This window comes from Mycobacterium sp. MOTT36Y (assembly GCF_000262165.1).
GTDB lineage: Bacteria > Actinomycetota > Actinomycetes > Mycobacteriales > Mycobacteriaceae > Mycobacterium > Mycobacterium intracellulare.
In genome coordinates, this window is record NC_017904.1 from 3,489,491 (window position 1) to 3,509,016 (window position 19,526).

The 19,526-nt window shown below is 67.3% G+C and carries 17 protein-coding genes and 1 pseudogene; 4 read left to right on the forward strand and 14 right to left on the reverse strand.

The features are described 5' to 3' along the window. Positions 1-7: 7 nt before the first annotated feature. The gene (locus W7S_RS15460) at positions 8-442 is read right to left on the reverse strand and encodes an NfeD family protein (RefSeq protein ID WP_008257952.1); all 435 of its coding nucleotides are present in this window, start codon (positions 440-442) and stop codon (positions 8-10) included. A 56-nt stretch (positions 443-498) separates the two neighbouring features. On the opposite strand from W7S_RS15460, the gene W7S_RS15465 reads away from it, so the two are divergent. Further along, positions 499-1,443 (forward strand): hypothetical protein, encoded by a 945-nt coding sequence (locus W7S_RS15465; RefSeq protein WP_014711972.1) that lies wholly within the window; start codon positions 499-501, stop codon positions 1,441-1,443. On the opposite strand, the pseudogene W7S_RS15470 reads toward W7S_RS15465, so the two are convergent. From W7S_RS15470 to W7S_RS15490, 5 genes and pseudogenes are all read right to left on the reverse strand, one after another. Next, positions 1,415-2,462 (reverse strand): annotated as a pseudogene (locus W7S_RS15470) (ferrochelatase); the annotation flags it as partial. The gene W7S_RS15465 and the pseudogene W7S_RS15470 overlap by 29 nt on opposite strands. A 6-nt stretch (positions 2,463-2,468) precedes the next feature. Next, positions 2,469-3,278: an NADH-dependent enoyl-ACP reductase InhA gene (inhA, locus tag W7S_RS15475; protein ID WP_014711974.1), complete on the reverse strand. Its 810-nt coding sequence runs from the start codon at positions 3,276-3,278 to the stop codon at positions 2,469-2,471. A gap of 34 nt (positions 3,279-3,312) precedes the next feature. Next, entirely contained in the window at positions 3,313-4,080 is a 768-nt protein-coding gene (gene fabG1, locus W7S_RS15480; protein ID WP_009953266.1) for a 3-oxoacyl-ACP reductase FabG1, read from the reverse strand. A gap of 115 nt (positions 4,081-4,195) precedes the next feature. Further along, complete coding sequence (locus tag W7S_RS15485) at positions 4,196-5,389, reverse strand: IS30 family transposase (RefSeq protein ID WP_369751691.1); 1,194 nt, start codon at positions 5,387-5,389, stop codon at positions 4,196-4,198. A gap of 63 nt (positions 5,390-5,452) precedes the next feature. Beyond that, positions 5,453-6,292, reverse strand: a complete 840-nt coding sequence (locus tag W7S_RS15490) for a hypothetical protein (RefSeq protein ID WP_041297901.1) — start codon at positions 6,290-6,292, stop codon at positions 5,453-5,455. Positions 6,293-6,399: 107 nt separating this feature from the next. Between W7S_RS15490 and W7S_RS15495 the strand changes: the two genes are divergently transcribed. Continuing rightward, the gene (locus W7S_RS15495) at positions 6,400-7,593 is read left to right on the forward strand and encodes an IS30 family transposase (RefSeq protein WP_369751691.1); all 1,194 of its coding nucleotides are present in this window, start codon (positions 6,400-6,402) and stop codon (positions 7,591-7,593) included. 80 nt (positions 7,594-7,673) lie between these two features. Here W7S_RS15495 and W7S_RS15500 read toward each other — a convergent pair whose 3' ends face one another. The 6 genes from W7S_RS15500 to W7S_RS15525 form a co-directional block, all read right to left on the reverse strand. Next, on the reverse strand, positions 7,674-8,681 hold the full coding sequence (locus tag W7S_RS15500) for a VWA domain-containing protein (RefSeq protein WP_008257965.1): 1,008 nt from the start codon (positions 8,679-8,681) through the stop codon (positions 7,674-7,676). A 7-nt stretch (positions 8,682-8,688) separates the two neighbouring features. Further along, positions 8,689-9,600: a DUF58 domain-containing protein gene (locus W7S_RS15505; RefSeq protein WP_014380439.1), complete on the reverse strand. Its 912-nt coding sequence runs from the start codon at positions 9,598-9,600 to the stop codon at positions 8,689-8,691. Between the two features lie 38 nt (positions 9,601-9,638). Then, positions 9,639-10,772: a MoxR family ATPase gene (locus tag W7S_RS15510; RefSeq protein WP_008257970.1), complete on the reverse strand. Its 1,134-nt coding sequence runs from the start codon at positions 10,770-10,772 to the stop codon at positions 9,639-9,641. Between the two features lie 122 nt (positions 10,773-10,894). Next, entirely contained in the window at positions 10,895-11,629 is a 735-nt protein-coding gene (ripB, locus tag W7S_RS15515) for an NlpC/P60 family peptidoglycan endopeptidase RipB (protein WP_008257972.1), read from the reverse strand. A 25-nt stretch (positions 11,630-11,654) separates the two neighbouring features. Beyond that, the gene (ripA, locus tag W7S_RS15520; RefSeq protein WP_014711976.1) at positions 11,655-13,091 is read right to left on the reverse strand and encodes an NlpC/P60 family peptidoglycan endopeptidase RipA; all 1,437 of its coding nucleotides are present in this window, start codon (positions 13,089-13,091) and stop codon (positions 11,655-11,657) included. Between the two features lie 202 nt (positions 13,092-13,293). Beyond that, entirely contained in the window at positions 13,294-13,866 is a 573-nt protein-coding gene (locus tag W7S_RS15525; RefSeq protein ID WP_008257976.1) for a DUF6676 family protein, read from the reverse strand. 259 nt (positions 13,867-14,125) lie between these two features. On the opposite strand from W7S_RS15525, the gene acnA reads away from it, so the two are divergent. Both acnA and W7S_RS15535 read left to right on the forward strand, forming a co-directional pair. Further along, positions 14,126-16,963 (forward strand): aconitate hydratase AcnA, encoded by a 2,838-nt coding sequence (gene acnA / locus W7S_RS15530; RefSeq protein WP_041297905.1) that lies wholly within the window; start codon positions 14,126-14,128, stop codon positions 16,961-16,963. Between the two features lie 22 nt (positions 16,964-16,985). Further along, positions 16,986-17,570: a TetR/AcrR family transcriptional regulator gene (locus W7S_RS15535; protein ID WP_014711978.1), complete on the forward strand. Its 585-nt coding sequence runs from the start codon at positions 16,986-16,988 to the stop codon at positions 17,568-17,570. On the opposite strand, the gene W7S_RS15540 is transcribed toward W7S_RS15535, so the two are convergent. Both W7S_RS15540 and W7S_RS15545 read right to left on the reverse strand, forming a co-directional pair. Further along, entirely contained in the window at positions 17,567-17,776 is a 210-nt protein-coding gene (locus W7S_RS15540) for a helix-turn-helix domain-containing protein (RefSeq protein WP_014711979.1), read from the reverse strand. The two genes, W7S_RS15535 and W7S_RS15540, sit on opposite strands and share 4 nt — an antisense overlap. Before the next feature lie 105 nt (positions 17,777-17,881). Beyond that, complete coding sequence (locus tag W7S_RS15545; RefSeq protein WP_014385196.1) at positions 17,882-19,519, reverse strand: ABC-F family ATP-binding cassette domain-containing protein; 1,638 nt, start codon at positions 19,517-19,519, stop codon at positions 17,882-17,884. Positions 19,520-19,526: the final 7 nt, after the last annotated feature.

The following is a 19,526-nucleotide window of genomic DNA, read 5'->3' on the forward strand; positions in this document are numbered from 1 at the left end:
CGCAGCCCTACAGGCCGGCCTTGAAGACCACCGCGGTGGCGCCGTCGATCTGCATCACGGTCACCGGCTCGCCCGGTTCGTAGACGTCGTTCTCGTCGAGCGGACGCGCGGTCCACACCTGGCCGTCGAGCTTCACCTGACCGTTGTCGCGGGCCACGCGCTCGAGCACCAGCGCGGTTTTGCCCTCCAGCGCTTCGATTCCCAACCGCGGCACGTTCGGCGTCAGCCGGCGCCGCAGCGGCGGACGCACCACCACCAGCAGCAGCACCGACACGACCAGGAACACCGCGCCGTCCACCCAGACCGGCGAATCCAGCAACCAACTCGTGAGCGCCGCGGCCAGCGCGCCCCCGCCGAGCATCACCAAAAACATATGGCCTGTGAGCGCCTCCGCACCGGCCAGCACCAGCGCGAATATTAGCCAAAGCAGCGCGGCGTGCATGCGGCAAGGATACGCGTGATCCGCCTGTGCGGGGCAAAACAACTACACTGCGTCTGGTGTGGTGTCCCAGTGTTTCGTTGTCCCTGTGGGCCAATGCCTGGCTCGCGGGTAAGGCCGCGCCCGACGACGTCCTGGACGCGTTATCCGTTTGGGCGCCAAAGCAATCGGTGACCGCGTATGATGCCGTGGCGGCGGGTCATACCGGGCTGCCGTGGCCCGATGTCAACGACGCCGGGACGGTCACGCTGCTGCAGACTCTGCGCGCCGCGGTGGGCCGCCCCACGTCGACGCGGGGGGCGCCTCCCCTGATGCGCGGGACCATCAACATGGTTTTGCCGGTACCCGGCGATGTGCGCGGCCTGGCCCCGGGAACACAGTTCGAGCGGGACGCGCTGTCCGCCGGCGAGGCGATCATCATCGCCAACCCCCACACCCCCGCCACCGCCGTCGGCCTGGTCCCCGAATTCTCCTATCAGGACGACGACGACACGCCCGACGACTACGAGACCGGCCTGGCCGAACTGTGCACGCTGACGTGGACCGTGTACTCGCTGCCCGGCGCCCCGATACTCGACCACTACGAGCTGGGCGACGCCGAATACACCCTGCGGTCCGCCGTGCGCTCGGCCGCCGACGCGCTGGGCACCATCGGGCTGGGCTCGGCCGCGGCCGACGTCGACGATCCGCGGGGACTGGTCGAACAATTGCTGGAATCCGCACGGCAACACCGCATTCCGGATCACGCGCCGTCGCGCGCGCTGCGGGTGCTGGAGAACGCCGCGCACGTCGACGCCATCATCGCGGTCAGCGCGGGGCTGAGCCGGTCCGACTCACCGGACCGTTTCGCCGCGCCCATCGCCGCCGGCCTCGAACCGCTGGGCACGCAGTCGTCGTCGGAGGCCCGCATCGCCAGCGACGCGCTGCGACCGCTGACCGCCGTGGTGCGTTCGGCGCGGATGGCCGCCGTGACCGCGATCCTGCATTCGGCCTGGGCGGACTAGTCCTGATAGCGGGCCGCACAGTGCGGCGGCTCGCATGGCGCGCCGTCGACGCTGGCGAGGCAGCCGGGCACCGGGTCGGGACCAGTCACGCGTTCGGGCGCCCGGCCGTGGCGCAATTCGTCGATCAGGTCGACGGCCAGTTGCGCAAAACGCGGGTGGGCGTTGGGCGTTGACGCCCGCACCATGACTATCCCCGCGGCCTCGGCCTGTCCCGCCAACTCGTGGTCGAGGTCCCACACCACCTCGATGTGGTCGGCCACAAAACCGATCGGGCAGACGACGACGGCCGTCGTGCCCGCCTCCGCCAGGGCCGCCACGTGGTCGGCGACGTCGGGCTCAAGCCACGGAACCTGCGGCGGCCCCGACCGCGACTGCCATACCAGGTCGTAATCGCCGTATCCGGCGGCGGCCGCCACAAGGCTTGCGGCGTAGGCGACTTGCCGGCTGTACAGCCGCGGGCCCAGCCGCTCGTCGGCGGCCACCGGGATCGAATGCGCGGTGAACACCAGGCGCGCGCCGGGAACCGTCTCGGCCGCGTCGGTGATCGCCCGGGCGAACAGCTCGACAAAAAGCGGGTGGTCGAAATACGGCCGCAGCTTGACCAATTCGGGTGCGTCCGGCCCGGCGGCGCGTCGCGCCCGAGCGATGTCCTCGACGTATTGTGTGCAGCTGGAATAGCCGCTCCACGCCGAGGTGGTGAACACCGCCGCTCGGCGAATCCCGTTGTCGCGCATGGTTGCGACGGTGTCTTCGACGTAGGGCTCCCAGTTGCGGTTGCCGAAATAGACCGGGATGTCCAGGCCGCGGTCGGTCAGTTCGGCGCGCAACTGCTCGATCAGCGCCAGGTTGATCCGGTTGATCGGTGACACCCCGCCGAAATGCAGGTAGTGCTCGGCGACGTGGTCGAGGCGTTCCGGCGGCACGTTGCGACCCCGGGTGACGTTCTCCAAGAACGGCCGCACCTGCTCGGGGCCTTCCGGCCCACCGAAGGACAGCAGCAGGACGGCGTCGAATTCCATTAGGCCCTAAAGCAATTGCGTGCTGGCGCCACCGTCGGCGTAGATGATGGTCCCCGTCGTCGCCGGCAGCCAGTCCGACAGCAGCGCGCACACCGTCTTGGCGACCGGTGTCGGGTCCTTCATGTTCCAGCCGATCGGGGCGCGCTGGTCCCAACCCTCCTCCAGCAGCTGCATCTGGGCGCCGGCCTCTTCGCCCAGCGCACCGCCGACGATCGCGCTCATCGCCAGGGTCCGGATCGGGCCCGCGGCAACGAGATTGGAGCGGACGCCGAACTTACCCGCCTCGCGCGCCACAAACCGGTTGACCGATTCCAGCGCGCTCTTGGCGACCGTCATCCAGTTGTACGCCGGCATCGCGCGGCTCGGGTCGAAGTCCATGCCGACGATCGAACCGCCGGGGTTCATGATCGGCAGCGTCGCCTTGGCCAGCGAGGCGTACGAATACGCCGAGATGTGAATGCCTTTCGAGACGTCCTCGTACGGCGCGTCGAAGAACGGGTTGATGCCCATCCCCGTCTGCGGCATGAACCCGATCGAGTGCACCACGCCGTCGAGCTTGTTGCCGTCGCCGATCTCGGCCGTCACCCGCTCGGCCAGCGAGTCCAGGTGCTCCTCGTTCTGCACGTCGAGCTCGATCAGCGGCGCCTTCTCCGGAAGCCGGTCGGCGATGCGCTGAATCAGGCGCAACCGGTCAAAACCGGTCAGCACCAACTGCGCCCCGGCCTCCTGGGCCGCCTTGGCGATGTGAAACGCGATCGACGAATCGGTGATGATCCCCGAGATCAGGATCCGTTTGCCGTCGAGCAGTCCAGCCATGTCCGTCCTTAGTGTCCGTATGTCGTATTTGAAGTCAGTGGCCCATGCCCATGCCGCCGTCCACCGGGATGACCGCGCCGGCGATGTAGCTGGCGTCCTCGGATGCCAGGAAGCTGACCACCCCGGCGACCTCGGCGGCGGTGCCGACCCGCTTGGCCGGGATGAAGTCCAGCGCACCCGCCTGGATCCGCTCGTCGAGGGCACGGGTCATCTCGGTGTCGATGTAGCCCGGCGCCACCACATTCGCGGTCACGTTGGCCTTGGACAGCTCGCGGGAGATCGAGCGGGCCATGCCGATCAGGCCGGCCTTGGCGGCCGCGTAGTTGGACTGGTTGCCGATGCCCCAGCTGCCGGAGACCGAGCCGATGTAGATGATGCGGCCGAACCGCTTTTTCTGCATGCTGCGCGCGGCGCGCTGGGTCACCCGGAACGCCCCGGTGAGGTTGGCGTTGATGACCTCCTCGAACCGCTCCTCAGTCATCCGGATGAGGAATGCGTCCTTGGATATGCCGGCATTGGACACCAGCACCTCAACCGGGCCCTGGTGCTCCTCGACCTCCTTGAACGCGCGGTCGATGGCCTCGTTGTCGGTGACGTCGCACACGACGCCGAACAACCCCTCGGGCGCCCCGGATCCCCGGTGCGTGACCGCCACCTTGTGGCCGTCGGCGGCCAGCCGCTGCGCGATCGCCAGACCGATCCCCCGGTTTCCTCCGGTAACCAGGACCGAGCGGGCTACGAATGCGGGTCTGCCGTAGTCGGCAGCACTTTCGGTGGTGTTCTCGGTGGCCGTGTCAGTCACCCCGTCAACCTATCGCCTCGGCTCACGCTGGCCGAAACCTCCCCCGTTTCACCACGCGGCCGTAACGCCAGGGCGAAAAATCGCGCCTCAAAGTCAAGTGGCTAATGCATTTTTGTTAGGCGGCTTGGTCGAGGAGGGCGGCCAGGCGTTGGGCGGGGGTGTCGAGGTCAAGGGTTGGGCGCGGTCGTCGGTTGAGGGTGTCTTGGATGCGTTTGAGGTCTGCTGGGGTGTAACCGCTGAGGTCGCTGCCCTTTTCGAACCAGAAGCGCAGGAGGCGGTTGGTGTTTTCGTTGGTGCCGCGTTGCCAGGGCGAGTGCGGATTGCAGAAATAGACCGGGGTGTTGAGTTGCAGGTGAATGTCGCGCCAGCGGGCCATTTCGCTGCCACGGTCCCAGGTGATTGATCGACGAAGGTGTTCGGGTAACTGGCGCATCGCTTCGATCATCGCGCCGGCCACCGTCTCGGCGGTGTGATCGCCGGGCAAATGCAGCAGCATCGTAAAGCGGGTGGACCGCTCGACCAGGGTGCCGATGGCGCTGTTGGGGCCGACGATCAGATCACCTTCCCAGTGGCCGGGCACCGCGCGGTCGGCGGCCTCGGCGGGCCGGTCGCTGATGGTGAACACATCGTGGAATTTCCCCCGCCGTTCGGTGTGGTCCCGGGATTTGCGGGCCGCGCGTTTCGTCGACAAACGCTTACTCAGGTCGGCGCGCAGTTGACCACGAGTTTGGACGTAGAGGCACTGGTAGATGGTTTCGTGGCTCACCCGTGCCAGCCTGTCATCGGGGTGATCGCGCGCCAAGACATCGGCGATCAGTTTGGGACTCCATCCCTGATCCATCCAGTCCTCTATGGCCTCGCATAGCGCGCGGTCTTGGAGTTTGAATGCTTTGGGACGCTTGGCTTTCTTGGCGGCGCGGGCATGGGCAAGACCAGCGTGGTAATCCCCGTCGGGATTGCGATTGCGTTTGAGCTCACGGGAGATGACGCTGGCGTCGCGGTCGAGCTCGTCGGCGATCTCGACCTGGGTGAGGCCCTTGTCCAGACCCCGCATAATCACCAGGCGTTCATCGAAACTGAGCCGGTGTCCCCGCGCGCCCGGCCGGGTCAGATCACCTGGTTCGGCAAGGCCGGTATCAGAGCCCGTACCACTTCGTAATTGCATTGATCCAGCGTCATGCCACCAGCTCCATCCGGTCTGGATCGACACACCGACCTGACGGCCGGCTTCACGCAATGATTCCCCTGCACACACCCGATCAAAGAACTCTCGCCGCATCGAACGCGGATAAGCAACTGACACCTGCAACCTCCTCAAACGTGGAAATTGCATTGACCGTATGAATCTGCCGCGCGATTTTTCGCCCTGGCGTTACAAGCGGCGGCTTCGGGCGTCGCGCACCCGGCGAATGATGTCGGAGGGATGGTGCTCGGCGATGACGCGGACGACGATCCAGCCGTAACGCTCGAGCATCTCGAGTCGGCCGATGTCCTTGGCGTATTGGGTGCGCAGGGACCGATGGTGGTCGCCGTCATACTCGACCGCGACCTTGATGTCCTCCCACCCCATGTCCAAATACGCCTCGGCCCAACCCCATTCGTTGCGTATGGCGATCTGTGTCTGCGGCCGCGGGAAGCCGGCATCGATCAACAACAGACGCAGCCACGTTTCCTTCGGGGACTGAGCCCCGCCGTCGACCAGTTCGAGAACCGCCCTGGCGGCCCTCACGCCGTGGCGGCTGCGGTAGCGGTCCGTGAGCACCTCGACGTCGGCCATCTTCAGCTCCGTCGCTTGCACCAGCGCATCGATCGCGGCGACCGCGATGTCTCTGGGATGACGACGTGCCAAGTCAAGCGCGGTGCGCGCCGGCGTGGTGATGCGCATCTGCTCGACGACGGTGATCTCGTCCGGTTCGATGCGTTCCTCCCAGACGTGTGCGCCCGGGGCCGGACGTCGATTGGTATCGATGATCTCGGCGGGTCGGGACGGGTCGATCCACCGAGCGCCATGCATGGCGGAGGCCGAGAAGCCCGCCAGGACGCCCCTTCGGCGCGATCGCAGCCAGCACGCCTTGGCCCGCAGCATCGCCGTCAGTTCGGCATCCCTCGGCAGGTACACGTCGCGATGCAGGGCGACGTAACGACTCCGCAGCTCATGCCGCGACATCAGTCGCGCGGCCAGGGCTTCGCTGCCGAGGAGCGGGTCGGTCATGACGAGAGTGTGCTGAGTCACACCGACACCGGATCGCGCTCGTAACGCCACGGCGGGATTTCGCGGGCAGATTCATACGGTCAATGCAATTTCCACGTTTGAGGAGGTTGCAGGTGTCAGTTGCTTATCCGCGTTCGATGCGGCGAGAGTTCTTTGATCGGGTGTGTGCAGGGGAATCATTGCGTGAAGCCGGCCGTCAGGTCGGTGTGTCGATCCAGACCGGATGGAGCTGGTGGCATGACGCTGGATCAATGCAATTACGAAGTGGTACGGGCTCTGATACCGGCCTTGCCGAACCAGGTGATCTGACCCGGCCGGGCGCGCGGGGACACCGGCTCAGTTTCGATGAACGCCTGGTGATTATGCGGGGTCTGGACAAGGGCCTCACCCAGGTCGAGATCGCCGACGAGCTCGACCGCGACGCCAGCGTCATCTCCCGTGAGCTCAAACGCAATCGCAATCCCGACGGGGATTACCACGCTGGTCTTGCCCATGCCCGCGCCGCCAAGAAAGCCAAGCGTCCCAAAGCATTCAAACTCCAAGACCGCGCGCTATGCGAGGCCATAGAGGACTGGATGGATCAGGGATGGAGTCCCAAACTGATCGCCGATGTCTTGGCGCGCGATCACCCCGATGACAGGCTGGCACGGGTGAGCCACGAAACCATCTACCAGTGCCTCTACGTCCAAACTCGTGGTCAACTGCGCGCCGACCTGAGTAAGCGTTTGTCGACGAAACGCGCGGCCCGCAAATCCCGGGACCACACCGAACGGCGGGGGAAATTCCACGATGTGTTCACCATCAGCGACCGGCCCGCCGAGGCCGCCGACCGCGCGGTGCCCGGCCACTGGGAAGGTGATCTGATCGTCGGCCCCAACAGCGCCATCGGCACCCTGGTCGAGCGGTCCACCCGCTTTACGATGCTGCTGCATTTGCCCGGCGATCACACCGCCGAGACGGTGGCCGGCGCGATGATCGAAGCGATGCGCCAGTTACCCGAACACCTTCGTCGATCAATCACCTGGGACCGTGGCAGCGAAATGGCCCGCTGGCGCGACATTCACCTGCAACTCAACACCCCGGTCTATTTCTGCAATCCGCACTCGCCCTGGCAACGCGGCACCAACGAAAACACCAACCGCCTCCTGCGCTTCTGGTTCGAAAAGGGCAGCGACCTCAGCGGTTACACCCCAGCAGACCTCAAACGCATCCAAGACACCCTCAACCGACGACCGCGCCCAACCCTTGACCTCGACACCCCCGCCCAACGCCTGGCCGCCCTCCTCGACCAAGCCGCCTAACAAAAATGCATTAGCCACTTGACTTTGAGCGCGGAATCCCGCCGTGGCGTTACAAGCGGGCTCAGGGGGACGGCGAAGACTCAAGTCGGCAGGCGGCGGTTGATCAGCAGCGCCGCCAGCGCCGCCAACGCCAACACCAGCGCGCCCAGCCGCACCCAGCCCACGCTCGCGTCGCCCTTGATCGTCTCGTAGCCGATCTGCTGTTGCAGGGTTGCGTAGACGGCCTTCAGCTCCTGCAAAGACGCTGCGTTGTAAGCGTTTCCGCCCGAGAGCTGGGCCACCTTCTTGAGCGTTTCGTCGTCGACCGGTACCGGCTGGCGCTGGTCGTTGATCTCGACGAAGCCGTAGGGGGTGCCGAACGAGATCGTCGAGATCGGCACGCCCTGGTCCTTGGCGGTGCGCGCGGCGGTGAAGGCGCCCTTCGGGTTGTCGGGGTTGGTCGGCATCGTCTCCTTGCCGTCGGAGAACAACACGATGCGCGCCGGCGGCGGCTTGTCGCCGCCGCCGATCACCGCGCCGACCGTCGCGATGGCCTGCAGGGCGGTGAAGATGCCCTCCCCGGTGGCGGTGCGGTCGGCAAACTGCAGCTTGTCCAGCGCGGCCTTGGTCGAGTCCCGATTGGTCGTCGGCGACACCAACACCGTCGCGGTCCCCGCATACGCGATCAGTCCCAGGTTGATGCCCGGGGTGAGCTCGTCGGCGAACTGCTTGGCCGCCTCCTGGGCCGCCGCCATCCGGTTGGGTTGCACGTCGGTGGCGCGCATCGACTGCGACACGTCGATCACCAGCATCACCACCGCGCGGTTGCGGGGAATGCGGACGTCGTTCGTCGGGCCCGCCATCGCGATCGTGAACAGCACCAGCGACGCGACCAGCAGGATGGCCGGCACATGCCGCCACGTCGAAGGCCGTTTGGGCGCAACGCTTTCCAGCAGCTCCATGTTGGCGAACCGCAGCATGCGCCGCTGCCGCGCCAACTGCATCAGGATGTAGAGCGCGGCCAGGCCGAAGACGACCAACAGGAACAGGAAGAACCACGAATGTTCGAAGCCCGACAACGACATCGGGCCCAGGAGCGGCAGGCTCATATGCGAGTCACTGGCGCCCCGCCAATGCCCCGCGCCGGCGGGATTCCACGAACCGCACGATGTCGGCGATCCAGTCGCGGTCGGTACGCAGCGTCAGGACCGGGGCCCCGCAACTGCGGATGGTGCGCGCCACGTCGGCGCGGTGCGCCGCGGCGGCCTTGGCGAAGTCGTCGCGCAGCTGCGCGTCGATGGTGAACTCGCGGGTGACCCCGGACTCGGCGTCCTGCAGTACCACGTCGCCGATGTCGGGCAGTTCGACGTCGCGGGGGTCGAGCACCTCGATGGCCAGCACCTCGTGCCGGGCGGCGACCGCGCGCAGCGGGCGCATCCAGTTGATCGGCCCGAGGAAGTCGCTGATGATCACCGCCATACCGCGCCGGCGTTCCGGGCGGCGCAGCGCGTCGATCGCCGTCGCCAGGTCGCCGCGTACCCCGACCGGCGCGCGCGGCGTGGTGGCGATGGTGCGCAACAGCGTCTGCTCATGCTGGCGGCCGGAGCGGGCGGGCACCCGGGTGATGTTCGCGCCGGTGGACACGATCGCGCCGAGCCGGTTGCCGCCGCCGCTGTTGAGGAAGGTGATCGCGGCCGCGGCCGCCACCGCCAGGTCGCGCTTCTCGCACACCGTGGTGCCGAAGTCCAGGCTGGCCGACATGTCCACCACCAACCAGGTTTCCAGCTCGCGGTCGGCGATCATCTGCCGAACGTGGGGGTGGGTGGTGCGCGCGGTGACGGCCCAGTCCATGCGGCGGACGTCGTCACCGGGCTGATACTCGCGCGACTCCCCCGGCTCGGAGCCCGGGCCCGGGATCAGCCCGAGGTGATCACCGTGCAGCACACCGTCGAGCTTGCGTTTGACGGTGAGCTCGAGGGTGCGCAGCGCCGCCGACAGCTTCGGGTCATCGATCTGCCCGCGCTGCATCGACGGGGGATGGACAGCCGACCGCCCCTTGGCCCCGGTCACCGACCGCTGGCCGCGCCGGCGGGTTGCATCACCGGGGCCACCGAATGCCCTTGCTGCGGAACGGCATTCACCTGAGGCAGGGCGACCGTCTGCAGCACCCGGTTGATGACGATCTCCGGCGAGATCTCGTCGGCCAGCGCGTCGTAGGTGAGCACGAGCCGGTGCCGCAGGACGTCGGGAATGACGTCCACGACATCTTGCGGAATCACGTAGTCGCGGCCGCGGACCAGCGCCAGCGACCGGGAGGCGGCGATGATGCCCAGCGAGGCGCGCGGCGACGCACCGAACGAGATCCACGTCTTGACGTCGTTCATGCCGAGCTGTTCCGGATGACGGGTGGCGGTCACGACGCGCACCACATAGTCCACCAGCGCGTGGTGCACGAAGACGTTGGCGGCGATGTCCTGCAGTCGCAACAGGTCGCCGGTGTTGAGGATCTGCTTGGGCTCCGGCGGGCGCACGCCCATCCGGTAGATGATCTCGCGCTCCTCTTCCGGCGACGGATAGCCGACGTTGATCTTGAACAGGAAGCGGTCGCGCTGCGCCTCGGGCAGCGGATACACACCCTCGTGCTCGATCGGGTTCTGGGTGGCCATCACCAGGAACGGGTTGGGCAGCGGGAAGGTCTTGCCGCCGATCGAGACGTGGCGTTCCTGCATGACCTCCAGCAGCGCCGACTGCACCTTGGCGGGCGCGCGGTTGATCTCGTCGGCGAGCAGGAAGTTGACCACCACCGGGCCGAGCTCGGTGTCGAACTCCTCCTTGCCCTGCCGGTAGATGCGGGTACCGATGATGTCGGTGGGCACCAGGTCGGGGGTGAACTGGATGCGCGCGAACGTCCCGCCGACCACCCGCGCGAACGTCTCGACGGCCAGCGTCTTGGCGACGCCCGGCACACCCTCGAGCAGCACGTGGCCCCTGGACAGCAGGCCGACCAGCATCCGCTCCACCAGCTGGTCCTGGCCGACGATGATGCGTTTGACTTCGAAGATGGCGCGCTCGAGGGTCTGGACCTCGGCGGCCAGTCCGTTGCCCCCACCCGTCGGCGCTTCGTGAGCCGGCGAACCTGCTTGCCCGCCCGGGCCCGAGTAACCACTGGCGCCTGGCGGCGGCCCACCTGCTGCTGTCATCAAGAACCCTCCACGCTCAATCGGACACGACTGCCGGGCAGCGACGTGCCCTCGTCCAACTATTCCAGGCCTGCCGGTCCCCGTCGACGCTCGCCCGGCCGATGGGTCGCCGGCCCCCGCGATCAGTACTCGATGATCCTGGTCAGGAACGGCGTCATCCCCGGCTTACGAACCGGACTGACCGTAACCTTCCCGGCGCTGCCGGAGGCCTCCAGCATCTGGCCGTTGCCCAGGTACATGGTGACGTGCTGGCCGCCGTTCGGGCCGTAGAAGATCAGGTCGCCGCGCCTGGCCTGATCCGGCGGGATGTGGCGCCCGGCGTTGTACTGGTCACCCGAGAACCGCGGGATCAGCACGCCGACCCCGGCGAAGCCGTAGCGCATCAACCCCGAGCAGTCGAAGCCGGTGATGTTGGCCCCGTCGCCGACGCCCTTGCTGGGGCCGTCCAGCGAGCCGCCGCCCCAGGAGTAGGGCACGCCCATCTGCGACCCCATGCGCTTGATCACGTACTCGATGGCCTGCCGCCCGTAGACCCGTGGGATCTTGCCGCCGGGGTTGGAGGGGGTGGCCGCGCTGGGAGCGGGATCGCCGCCGATGTTGATGCCGAGCCCGCCCAAAAACTGCTTGCCCAAATTGAACGTGGTCTGGGTGGCCTGGGCGGTGGCCTGCAGCGAGGCATTGGCGACGGCGAGCGGATCGCCCGGGGCGCCGGCGCTGATCTGGGCCGGCAGGGTGGGATCCCACGCGCCCGGATCGGCCGCGGCCACCGGAGCCGGACCGGCCACAGAAAGCATCAGCCCGGTCACCACGGTGGTGATCCAGGCGAAGTTGATGAGACGGAATCGCTTGCGGCGCATGACTTCCCGTTCAGTTCTCACTGGATCACCATTCGATGTATCGGACCACGTAGGGGGTCATGCCGCTGGTGCGCACCGGGGCGACGCGAACCTTCAACCCGATGTCGGGAGCCTCGAGCATCTGCCCGTCACCGAGGTAGATCGTCACGTGCTGGCTGCCGCCCGGGCCGTAGAAGATGACGTCGCCGCGGCGCATCTGCGAGGACGGGATCTTGCGGCCGAGGTTGTACTGCGAGCCCGAGTAGTGGGGCAGCTTGATGCCCACCCCGGCGAACGAGTACAGGACCAGGCCCGAACAGTCGAAACCGGTGATGCCGGCCCCGGAGTCGATCCCCTTGCTCGGGCCGGCCGCGTTGCCGCCGCCCCAGGAGTAGGGCACACCGATCTGCGACATGCCGCGCCGGATCACGTACTCGGTGGCCTGCCGGCCGTACACCCGGGGAATGCGCCCCCCGACCCCGCCCGGCGCCGCGTTGGTGATGCCGGTGTCGTCGGGCTTGAGGATGCCCAGCTGCTGCAGGAAGTTGCGGCCGAGACCGGCGGTGACCTGTGTCGAGGTGGCCGAGATGCCCAGCACCTGGTTGATCACCGCGATCGGGTCGCCGGGGATGTTGGCGCTCGGGACCATCGGCAGCGTGGGGTCCCAGGCGCCGTCCCACTGGCGGGCCCCGGACGACGGCGCCGCTCCGCCGGGCGTTCCCGTCTCCCAGCGATCGCCCGACGCCGGGGAGCCGCCCGACCCTTGCCGGGCGGCGGCCTCACGCTTGGCCGCCTCGAGCTTGGCCTGCGCCTGGTTCCGCTCGGCGGCCAGCCGGATCATGTCCTCGCGCTGCTCGTCGAACTTCTGCCGGGAATTGGTCAGCGCCGCCACGGCGGCATCCTGGCTGGACTTGGCGTCGGCGGCGGCCTTGTCGGCGTTCTGCTTGGCCAGCCGCGCCGCCGATTCCTTGTTCAGCTGCTCGGTGCGGGCCTGCTGCAGCTTGGCCATCACGGTCTGCGAACTGGCGGTCAGGCTCTTGGCGGCGGCCTCGGTGGCGATGATGTCGTCGGGGCTGCTGGCGGTCAGGTAGCTGCTCGACGGTCCGTTCATATAGGCGGCCGCGGCGAACGTGTTGAAGCGCTGCTGCGCCCCGGCGATCGCCGCGTTGGCGTCCTTGACCGCCTGCTGGCTGGTCTCCAGATCGTGTTGGGCGGTGGCCACGTTGTCCCGGGCGGTCTCCACATCGACGAGGGCCTTGTTGACGCTTTCCTGTTCGGTCTGAATTTCGGCGCTCAGATTCTGCAGGCGCTGGTTGGCCTTGGCGACGTTCGCGATCAGTGCCGCGAGATTGTCGGCTGCGGGGTCAGCCTCCGCCAGTCCCGGGGTGCACACCAAGAGGGCCACGCTCAACACCGATGGCACGACGGGCCGGAGCAATCTTGCGGTCGGTCGCGCGGAAGACCCCCAGCGTGTGCGTCTCATTCGACTAGGTCTCCTACGGCTCGACGCGACGGGCGGCGCCGGCCACAGCATTCTCGTAAGGCGCCAAAGACAACACCAGCATCATTTGCACCGTACGTCACACAGGTGGGCGTGCAAACGCTCCACCGAAATCGCACTCTCTACGTGCGTTTAATGTGACCGAACGGTGACCTGGCCCGTTTGCCGAATTAGCCGCGAGTCGTCAGGACCCGGTGTTGGCCTCGGCGTCCTCAGCGGTCGCCGACCCGTCCGAGGTTGCTGAGCGCTCGCCGCGCACCTGCAGCAATCGGGTGCCGACGGCCGCGGCGAAGACCGCGATCAACAGGAAGATCGTCAGGCCGGTCCAGGGAAACTCGGGCGTGTCGAGCTCGTGCAGGAAATGTTGCGCCGAGACCACCGGGTTGCCCGTCTTGGCGATGTCCTCGCCGGCCTCGAGGGTGACGCGCGGGAACTGCGTGCTGTAGCTGCCGACGTAACTCGGGCTCAGCGTCAGGACGGTGGCGTCGTGGTAGTCGGCGCCGACCACGGTCGAGATGTCGCGCAGCGGGGTGTCGTTCGGGGGGTTGTGGTCGAGCAGCACGATCTTGAGGTTGATGCCGTCGCCGTGCGCCTGGTTGACCACCTCGAGCAAACCGGGCATGGCCGCCGGTGGCGCGCTGACCCCGGTGGCGGCGACCTGGGCCTTGATCATCGTCATGTCGACGTCCACCGGAATGTAGGCGGGAAGGACCGGAACCGTTTGCGGCGGCGGTCCGAAAGAAACGTGCCCGGTCATCTGCGCCTCCTGCGGTAGTGCTAGAGGCACCGTACGCGACGCGCGGGCGCCGCATCGCGCCCGGCGCCGATCGCGCCGCGTTCATCCCGGCGAGATTCGGGCGCACGCGAAGGTTTAACCGGCGGCCACCGCGATAAGACTGCAATCAGGACTGCCGTAGTAATGCAGGACAAGCGTACTGTTAAAGTTGCATGATCGTTTTGGACGATCCGCCGACACTCAGCCCGTCGGCGCTAGAACTAAATCCTTGGGAGTTGAAGTGACTGATTCTGTGAACTCATTCGGAGCCCGCAACACCCTCGAGGTCGGCGACAAGAGTTACCAGATCTATCGCCTCGACGCCGTCCCCAATACCGAGAAGCTGCCCTACAGCCTCAAAGTCCTGGCCGAGAACCTGCTGCGCAACGAGGACGGCAGCAACATCACCAAGGACCACATCGAGGCCATCGCGAACTGGGATCCCAAGGCGGAGCCCAGCATTGAGATCCAATACACCCCGGCGCGCGTCGTGATGCAGGACTTCACCGGCGTGCCGTGCATCGTCGACTTGGCCACCATGCGCGAGGCGATCGGCGAGCTCGGCGGCGACCCGGAAAAGGTCAACCCGCTCGCGCCGGCCGACCTGGTGATCGACCACTCCGTGATCGCCGACCTGTTCGGCACCGCCGACTCGTTCGAGCGCAACGTCGAGATCGAGTACCAGCGCAACGGGGAGCGCTACCAGTTCCTGCGCTGGGGCCAGGGGGCGTTCCAGGACTTCAAGGTGGTGCCCCCGGGCACCGGCATCGTGCACCAGGTCAACATCGAATACCTCGCCAAAGTGGTGATGTCTCGCGCGGACGCGCAAGGCACAGTGGTGGCCTACCCCGACACCTGCGTGGGGACCGACTCGCACACCACGATGGTCAACGGCCTCGGTGTGCTCGGATGGGGCGTGGGCGGCATCGAGGCCGAGGCCGCGATGCTCGGCCAGCCGGTGTCGATGCTGATCCCCCGCGTGGTCGGCTTCAAGTTGACCGGCGAGATACAGCCCGGCGTGACGGCGACCGACGTCGTGCTGACCGTGACCGAAATGCTGCGCCACCACGGCGTGGTCGGCAAGTTCGTCGAGTTCTACGGCGAGGGCGTGGCCGAGGTGCCGCTGGCCAACCGAGCCACCCTGGGCAACATGAGCCCCGAATTCGGTTCCACCGCAGCGATTTTCCCGGTCGACGAGGAGACCATCTCCTACCTGCGCTTCACCGGCCGCTCCGACGAGCAGCTGGCGCTGGTCGAGGCCTACGCCAAGGAACAGGGCATGTGGCACGACCCCAAGCACGAGCCCGAGTACTCCGAATACATCGAACTCGACCTCTCCGACGTGGTGCCGTCCATCGCCGGCCCCAAGCGTCCGCAGGACCGGATCGCGCTGGCCGACGCGAAATCCACGTTCCGCGAGCAGATTTGCGACTACGTCGGTGACGACCCCGACAAGAAGGAATACTCCAAGCTCGACGAGGTTGTCGATGAGTCGTTCCCGGCCAGTGACCCGGGGCAGGCGACCAACGGCCACGCCGACGACCACAAGGTGCAATCGGCCGCCGCGCACTCCAAGGGCCGGGTGAGCAGCCCGGTGACGGTTAAGTCCGACGAACTCGGCGAGTTCGTGCTCGACCACGGCGCGGTGGTGATCGCCGCCGTCACGTCGTGCACCAACACCTCCAACCCCGAGGTGATGCTGGGCGCCGCGCTGCTGGCGCGCAACGCCGTCGAAAAGGGCTTGGTCTCCAAGCCATGGGTGAAAACCACCATGGCCCCGGGCTCCCAGGTGGTCCACGACTATTACGACAAGGCCGGCCTGTGGCCGTATCTGGAGAAGTTGGGCTTCTATCTGGTCGGCTACGGCTGCACCACGTGCATCGGTAACTCCGGCCCGCTGCCCGAGGACATTTCGAAGGCGATCAACGACAACGACCTTTCGGTGGCCGCGGTGCTCTCGGGCAACCGCAACTTCGAGGGCCGCATCAACCCCGACGTGAAGATGAATTACCTGGCGTCGCCGCCGCTGGTGATCGCCTATGCGCTCGCCGGCACCATGGACTTCGACTTCGACGAGCAGCCGCTCGGCAAGGACAAGGACGGCAATGACGTCTTCCTCAAAGACATCTGGCCGTCGCAGAAGGACGTCTCCGACACCATCGCCTCGGCGATCAACCAGGAGATGTTCACCAAAAACTACGCCGACGTCTTCAAGGGCGACGAGCGCTGGCGCAACCTGCCCACGCCGAGCGGCAACACCTTTGAGTGGAACCCGGATTCGACGTACGTGCGCAAGCCCCCGTACTTCGACGGGATGCCCGCCGAGCCCGAGCCGGTCGCCGACATCACCGGCGCGCGGGTGCTGGCGCTGCTCGGTGATTCGGTGACCACCGACCACATCTCCCCCGCCAGCAGCATCAAGCCGGGCACCCCGGCGGCGCAGTACCTCGACGACCACGGCGTGGAGCGCAAGGACTACAACTCCTTCGGCTCGCGGCGCGGCAACCACGAGGTGATGATCCGTGGCACGTTCGCCAACATCAGGCTGCGCAACCTGCTGCTCGACGATGTGTCCGGCGGTTACACCCGCGACTTCACCCAGGATGACGCGCCGCAGGCGTTCATCTACGACGCGGCGCAAAACTATGCGGCGCAAGACATTCCGCTGGTGGTGCTGGGCGGCAAGGAGTACGGGTCGGGCTCGTCGCGTGACTGGGCGGCCAAGGGAACCCGGCTGCTCGGGGTGCGCGCGGTGATCGCCGAGTCCTTCGAGCGGATCCACCGGTCCAACCTGATCGGTATGGGCGTGATCCCGTTGCAGTTCCCCGACGGCAAGTCCGCCAAGGATCTGGGGCTGGACGGCACCGAGGTGTTCGACATCACCGGTATCGAGGCGCTCAACGACGGCAAGACGCCGAAGACGGTGAAGGTCAAGGCAAGCAAGGACGGTTCGGACGCAGTGGAGTTCGACGCGGTGGTGCGCATCGACACCCCCGGCGAGGCCGACTACTACCGCAACGGCGGCATCCTGCAGTACGTGCTGCGCAACATGCTGAAGTCGGGCCAGAAGTCGGACTAGCGCGAGACCGGCCCAGCCACTCGTGCCCAAAGTCAGCGAGGACCATCTGGCGGCTCGCCGCCGCCAGATCCTCGACGGCGCCCGCCGCTGCTTTGCCGAATTCGGCTACGACAAGGCGACGGTGCGCCGCCTGGAGAAGGCGATCGGGATGTCGCGCGGCGCCATCTTCCACCATTTCCGGGACAAGGACGCGCTGTTTTTCGCACTCGCCCACGAGGACGCCGAGCGGATGGCCGACGTGGCCTCCCGCGCGGGACTGATCCAGGTGATGCGGGACATGCTGGCCGCGCCCGACCAGTTCGACTGGCTGGCCACCAGATTGGAGATCGCCCGCAAGCTGCGCAACGATCCCGCGTTCAGCCGCGGCTGGGCGGAGCGTTCGGCCGAGCTGGCGGCGGCGACCACCGATCGGTTGCGCCGGCAGACGGAGGCGCACCGGGTGCGCGACGACGTGCCCGGCGACGTACTGCAGTGCTATCTGGAGTTGGTGCTCGACGGCCTGGTGGCGCGGTTGGCGTCCGGCGAGGACCCGCAACGCCTGGCCTCGGTGCTCGACCTGGTCGAGAACTCGATGCGGCGCAGTGATTTTGGAGGTTCTCGAGGTTAGGCCCGCGCCGCCTTCGCGGTCCGGTTGGGGCCGCCGCGGCTGCGCATCGTGGTACCCGACTCCCGCAGCAGGCTGTGGATCGACCCGTACGACCTACCGGTCGTGGCAACCAGGCTGCGGATGCTGGCCCCGCCTTCGTAGGCGTGGCGTAGCTCGTCCAACAACTGGTCGCGCGCCTTGGCCGACCTGTGCGTTGCTCTTCTCATGGCTCCTCCGAGACCGGGACACGACCGCAAGAAACCTAGAGTAAGAAGCCGTCGTCGGGCGCGGGCGAATTTCGCCAAATCGCCTTGGGGCCGCGGCTCGCAAAATCAGGCGAGCTCGATGAGATCCCGGTATTCGTCGGACCAGTAGTCCTCGGTGCCGTCCGGTAGCAGCACCACTCGTTGCGGGTCGAGGGCCTCGGCGGCGCCGGGGTCGTGCGTCACCAGCACCACCGCGCCCTGGTAACTGCGCAGCGCGTCGAGCACCTGCTCGCGCGACGCCGGATCGAGGTTGTTCGTCGGTTCGTCGAGCAACAAGACGTTGGCGGTCGACGCCACCAAACCGGCCAGCGCGAGCCGCGTTTTCTCACCGCCGGACAGGGTGCCCGCCAATTGGTCGAGCTGCGGACCGCTGAACATGAACGCGCCCAGCAGGCCGCGCAGGTCCTGCTCGCCCGAATCCGGTGCGGCGTGGCGGATGTTGTCCCACACGCTCGCGTCGTTGTCGAGGGTGTCGTGCTCCTGCGCGAAGTAGCCGATCCGCAGGCCGTGCCCGGGCTCGAGCCCTCCGGTGTCGGGGGTCTCGGTGCCGGCCAGCAGCCTCAGCAGTGTGGTCTTGCCGGCGCCGTTCAGCCCCAGCACCACCACCCGCGAGCCGCGGTCGATCGCCAGATCGACGCCGGTGAACACCTCCAGCGACCCGTAGGACTTGCTCAGCCCCTTGGCGACCAGCGGCGTGCGCCCGCAGGCGGCCGGCGTCGGGAACTTGATGCGGGCCACCTTGTCGGCGACGCGCTCCTCGTCGAGCGCGGCCATCATCCGGTCGGCGCGGCGCAACATGTTCTGGGCCGCAACGGCTTTGGTGGCCTTGGCGCCGAGCTTCGCGGCCTGGGTGCGCAGCGCGGCGGCCTTGCGTTCGGCGTTGGCGCGCTCCCGGCGGCGGCGCTGCTCGTCGGTCGCGCGCGCGTCCAGGTATTTCTGCCAGCCCATGTTGTAGACGTCGGCCTCGCCGCGCACGGCATCCAGAAACCACACCCGGTTGACGACGTCGGCGAGCAATTCGACGTTGTGGCTGATGATCACCAGCCCGCCGGTGTGGGCCCGCAGGAAATCGCGCAACCAGCCGATGGAATCCGCATCGAGGTGGTTGGTGGGCTCGTCGAGCAACAGCGTTGTCTCCGAGCCCGAGGTTCCCGCTCCGCCCTCGGAGGCGGCGAACAGGATGCGCGCCAATTCCACCCGGCGGCGCTGCCCCCCGGACAGGGTGCGCAGCTGCTGGGTCAGCACCCGTTCCGGCAGGCCGAGACTGGCGCAGATGCGGCTGGCTTCGCTCTCCGCGCCGTAGCCGCCCAGGGCCACGAAACGCTCCTCGAGCTGCCCGTACCGACGGATCGCGCGGTCGCGGGCGTCGTCGTCGGCGACCTCGGCCATCAACGCCTGCTGCTTTTCCAGGTCGGTGAGCAACACGTCCAACCCGCGGGCCGACAGGACCCGGTCGCGGGCCAGCACGTCGAGGTCGCCCTCTTTGGGATCCTGTGGCAGATAACCGATTTCGCCGGTGCGGGTGATCGACCCGGCGTACGGCTCGGTCTCCCCCGCCAGGATGCGCAGGGTGGTGGTCTTGCCGGCGCCGTTGCGGCCGACCAGGCCGATGCGGTCGCCGGGCTGGACCCGCAGATCGGGGCCGTCGGGCGAGAGCAGGATGCGCGCGCCAGCGCGGACCTCCAGGTCCGTGGCCGTGATCACGATCGCT

Coding starts and splice junctions, on each gene's coding strand:
- W7S_RS15460 (WP_008257952.1), bottom strand. CDS start 442: ATGCACGCCGCGCTGCTTTGGCTAATATTCGCGCTGGTGCTGGCCGGT.
- W7S_RS15540 (WP_014711979.1), bottom strand. CDS start 17,776: ATGAGAAGAGCAACGCACAGGTCGGCCAAGGCGCGCGACCAGTTGTTG.
- W7S_RS15510 (WP_008257970.1), bottom strand. CDS start 10,772: ATGACAGCAGCAGGTGGGCCGCCGCCAGGCGCCAGTGGTTACTCGGGC.
- W7S_RS15525 (WP_008257976.1), bottom strand. CDS start 13,866: ATGACCGGGCACGTTTCTTTCGGACCGCCGCCGCAAACGGTTCCGGTC.
- inhA (WP_014711974.1), bottom strand. CDS start 3,278: ATGGCTGGACTGCTCGACGGCAAACGGATCCTGATCTCGGGGATCATC.
- ripB (WP_008257972.1), bottom strand. CDS start 11,629: ATGCGCCGCAAGCGATTCCGTCTCATCAACTTCGCCTGGATCACCACC.
- W7S_RS15505 (WP_014380439.1), bottom strand. CDS start 9,600: ATGCAGCGCGGGCAGATCGATGACCCGAAGCTGTCGGCGGCGCTGCGC.
- W7S_RS15500 (WP_008257965.1), bottom strand. CDS start 8,681: ATGAGCCTGCCGCTCCTGGGCCCGATGTCGTTGTCGGGCTTCGAACAT.
- ripA (WP_014711976.1), bottom strand. CDS start 13,091: ATGAGACGCACACGCTGGGGGTCTTCCGCGCGACCGACCGCAAGATTG.
- W7S_RS15490 (WP_041297901.1), bottom strand. CDS start 6,292: ATGACCGACCCGCTCCTCGGCAGCGAAGCCCTGGCCGCGCGACTGATG.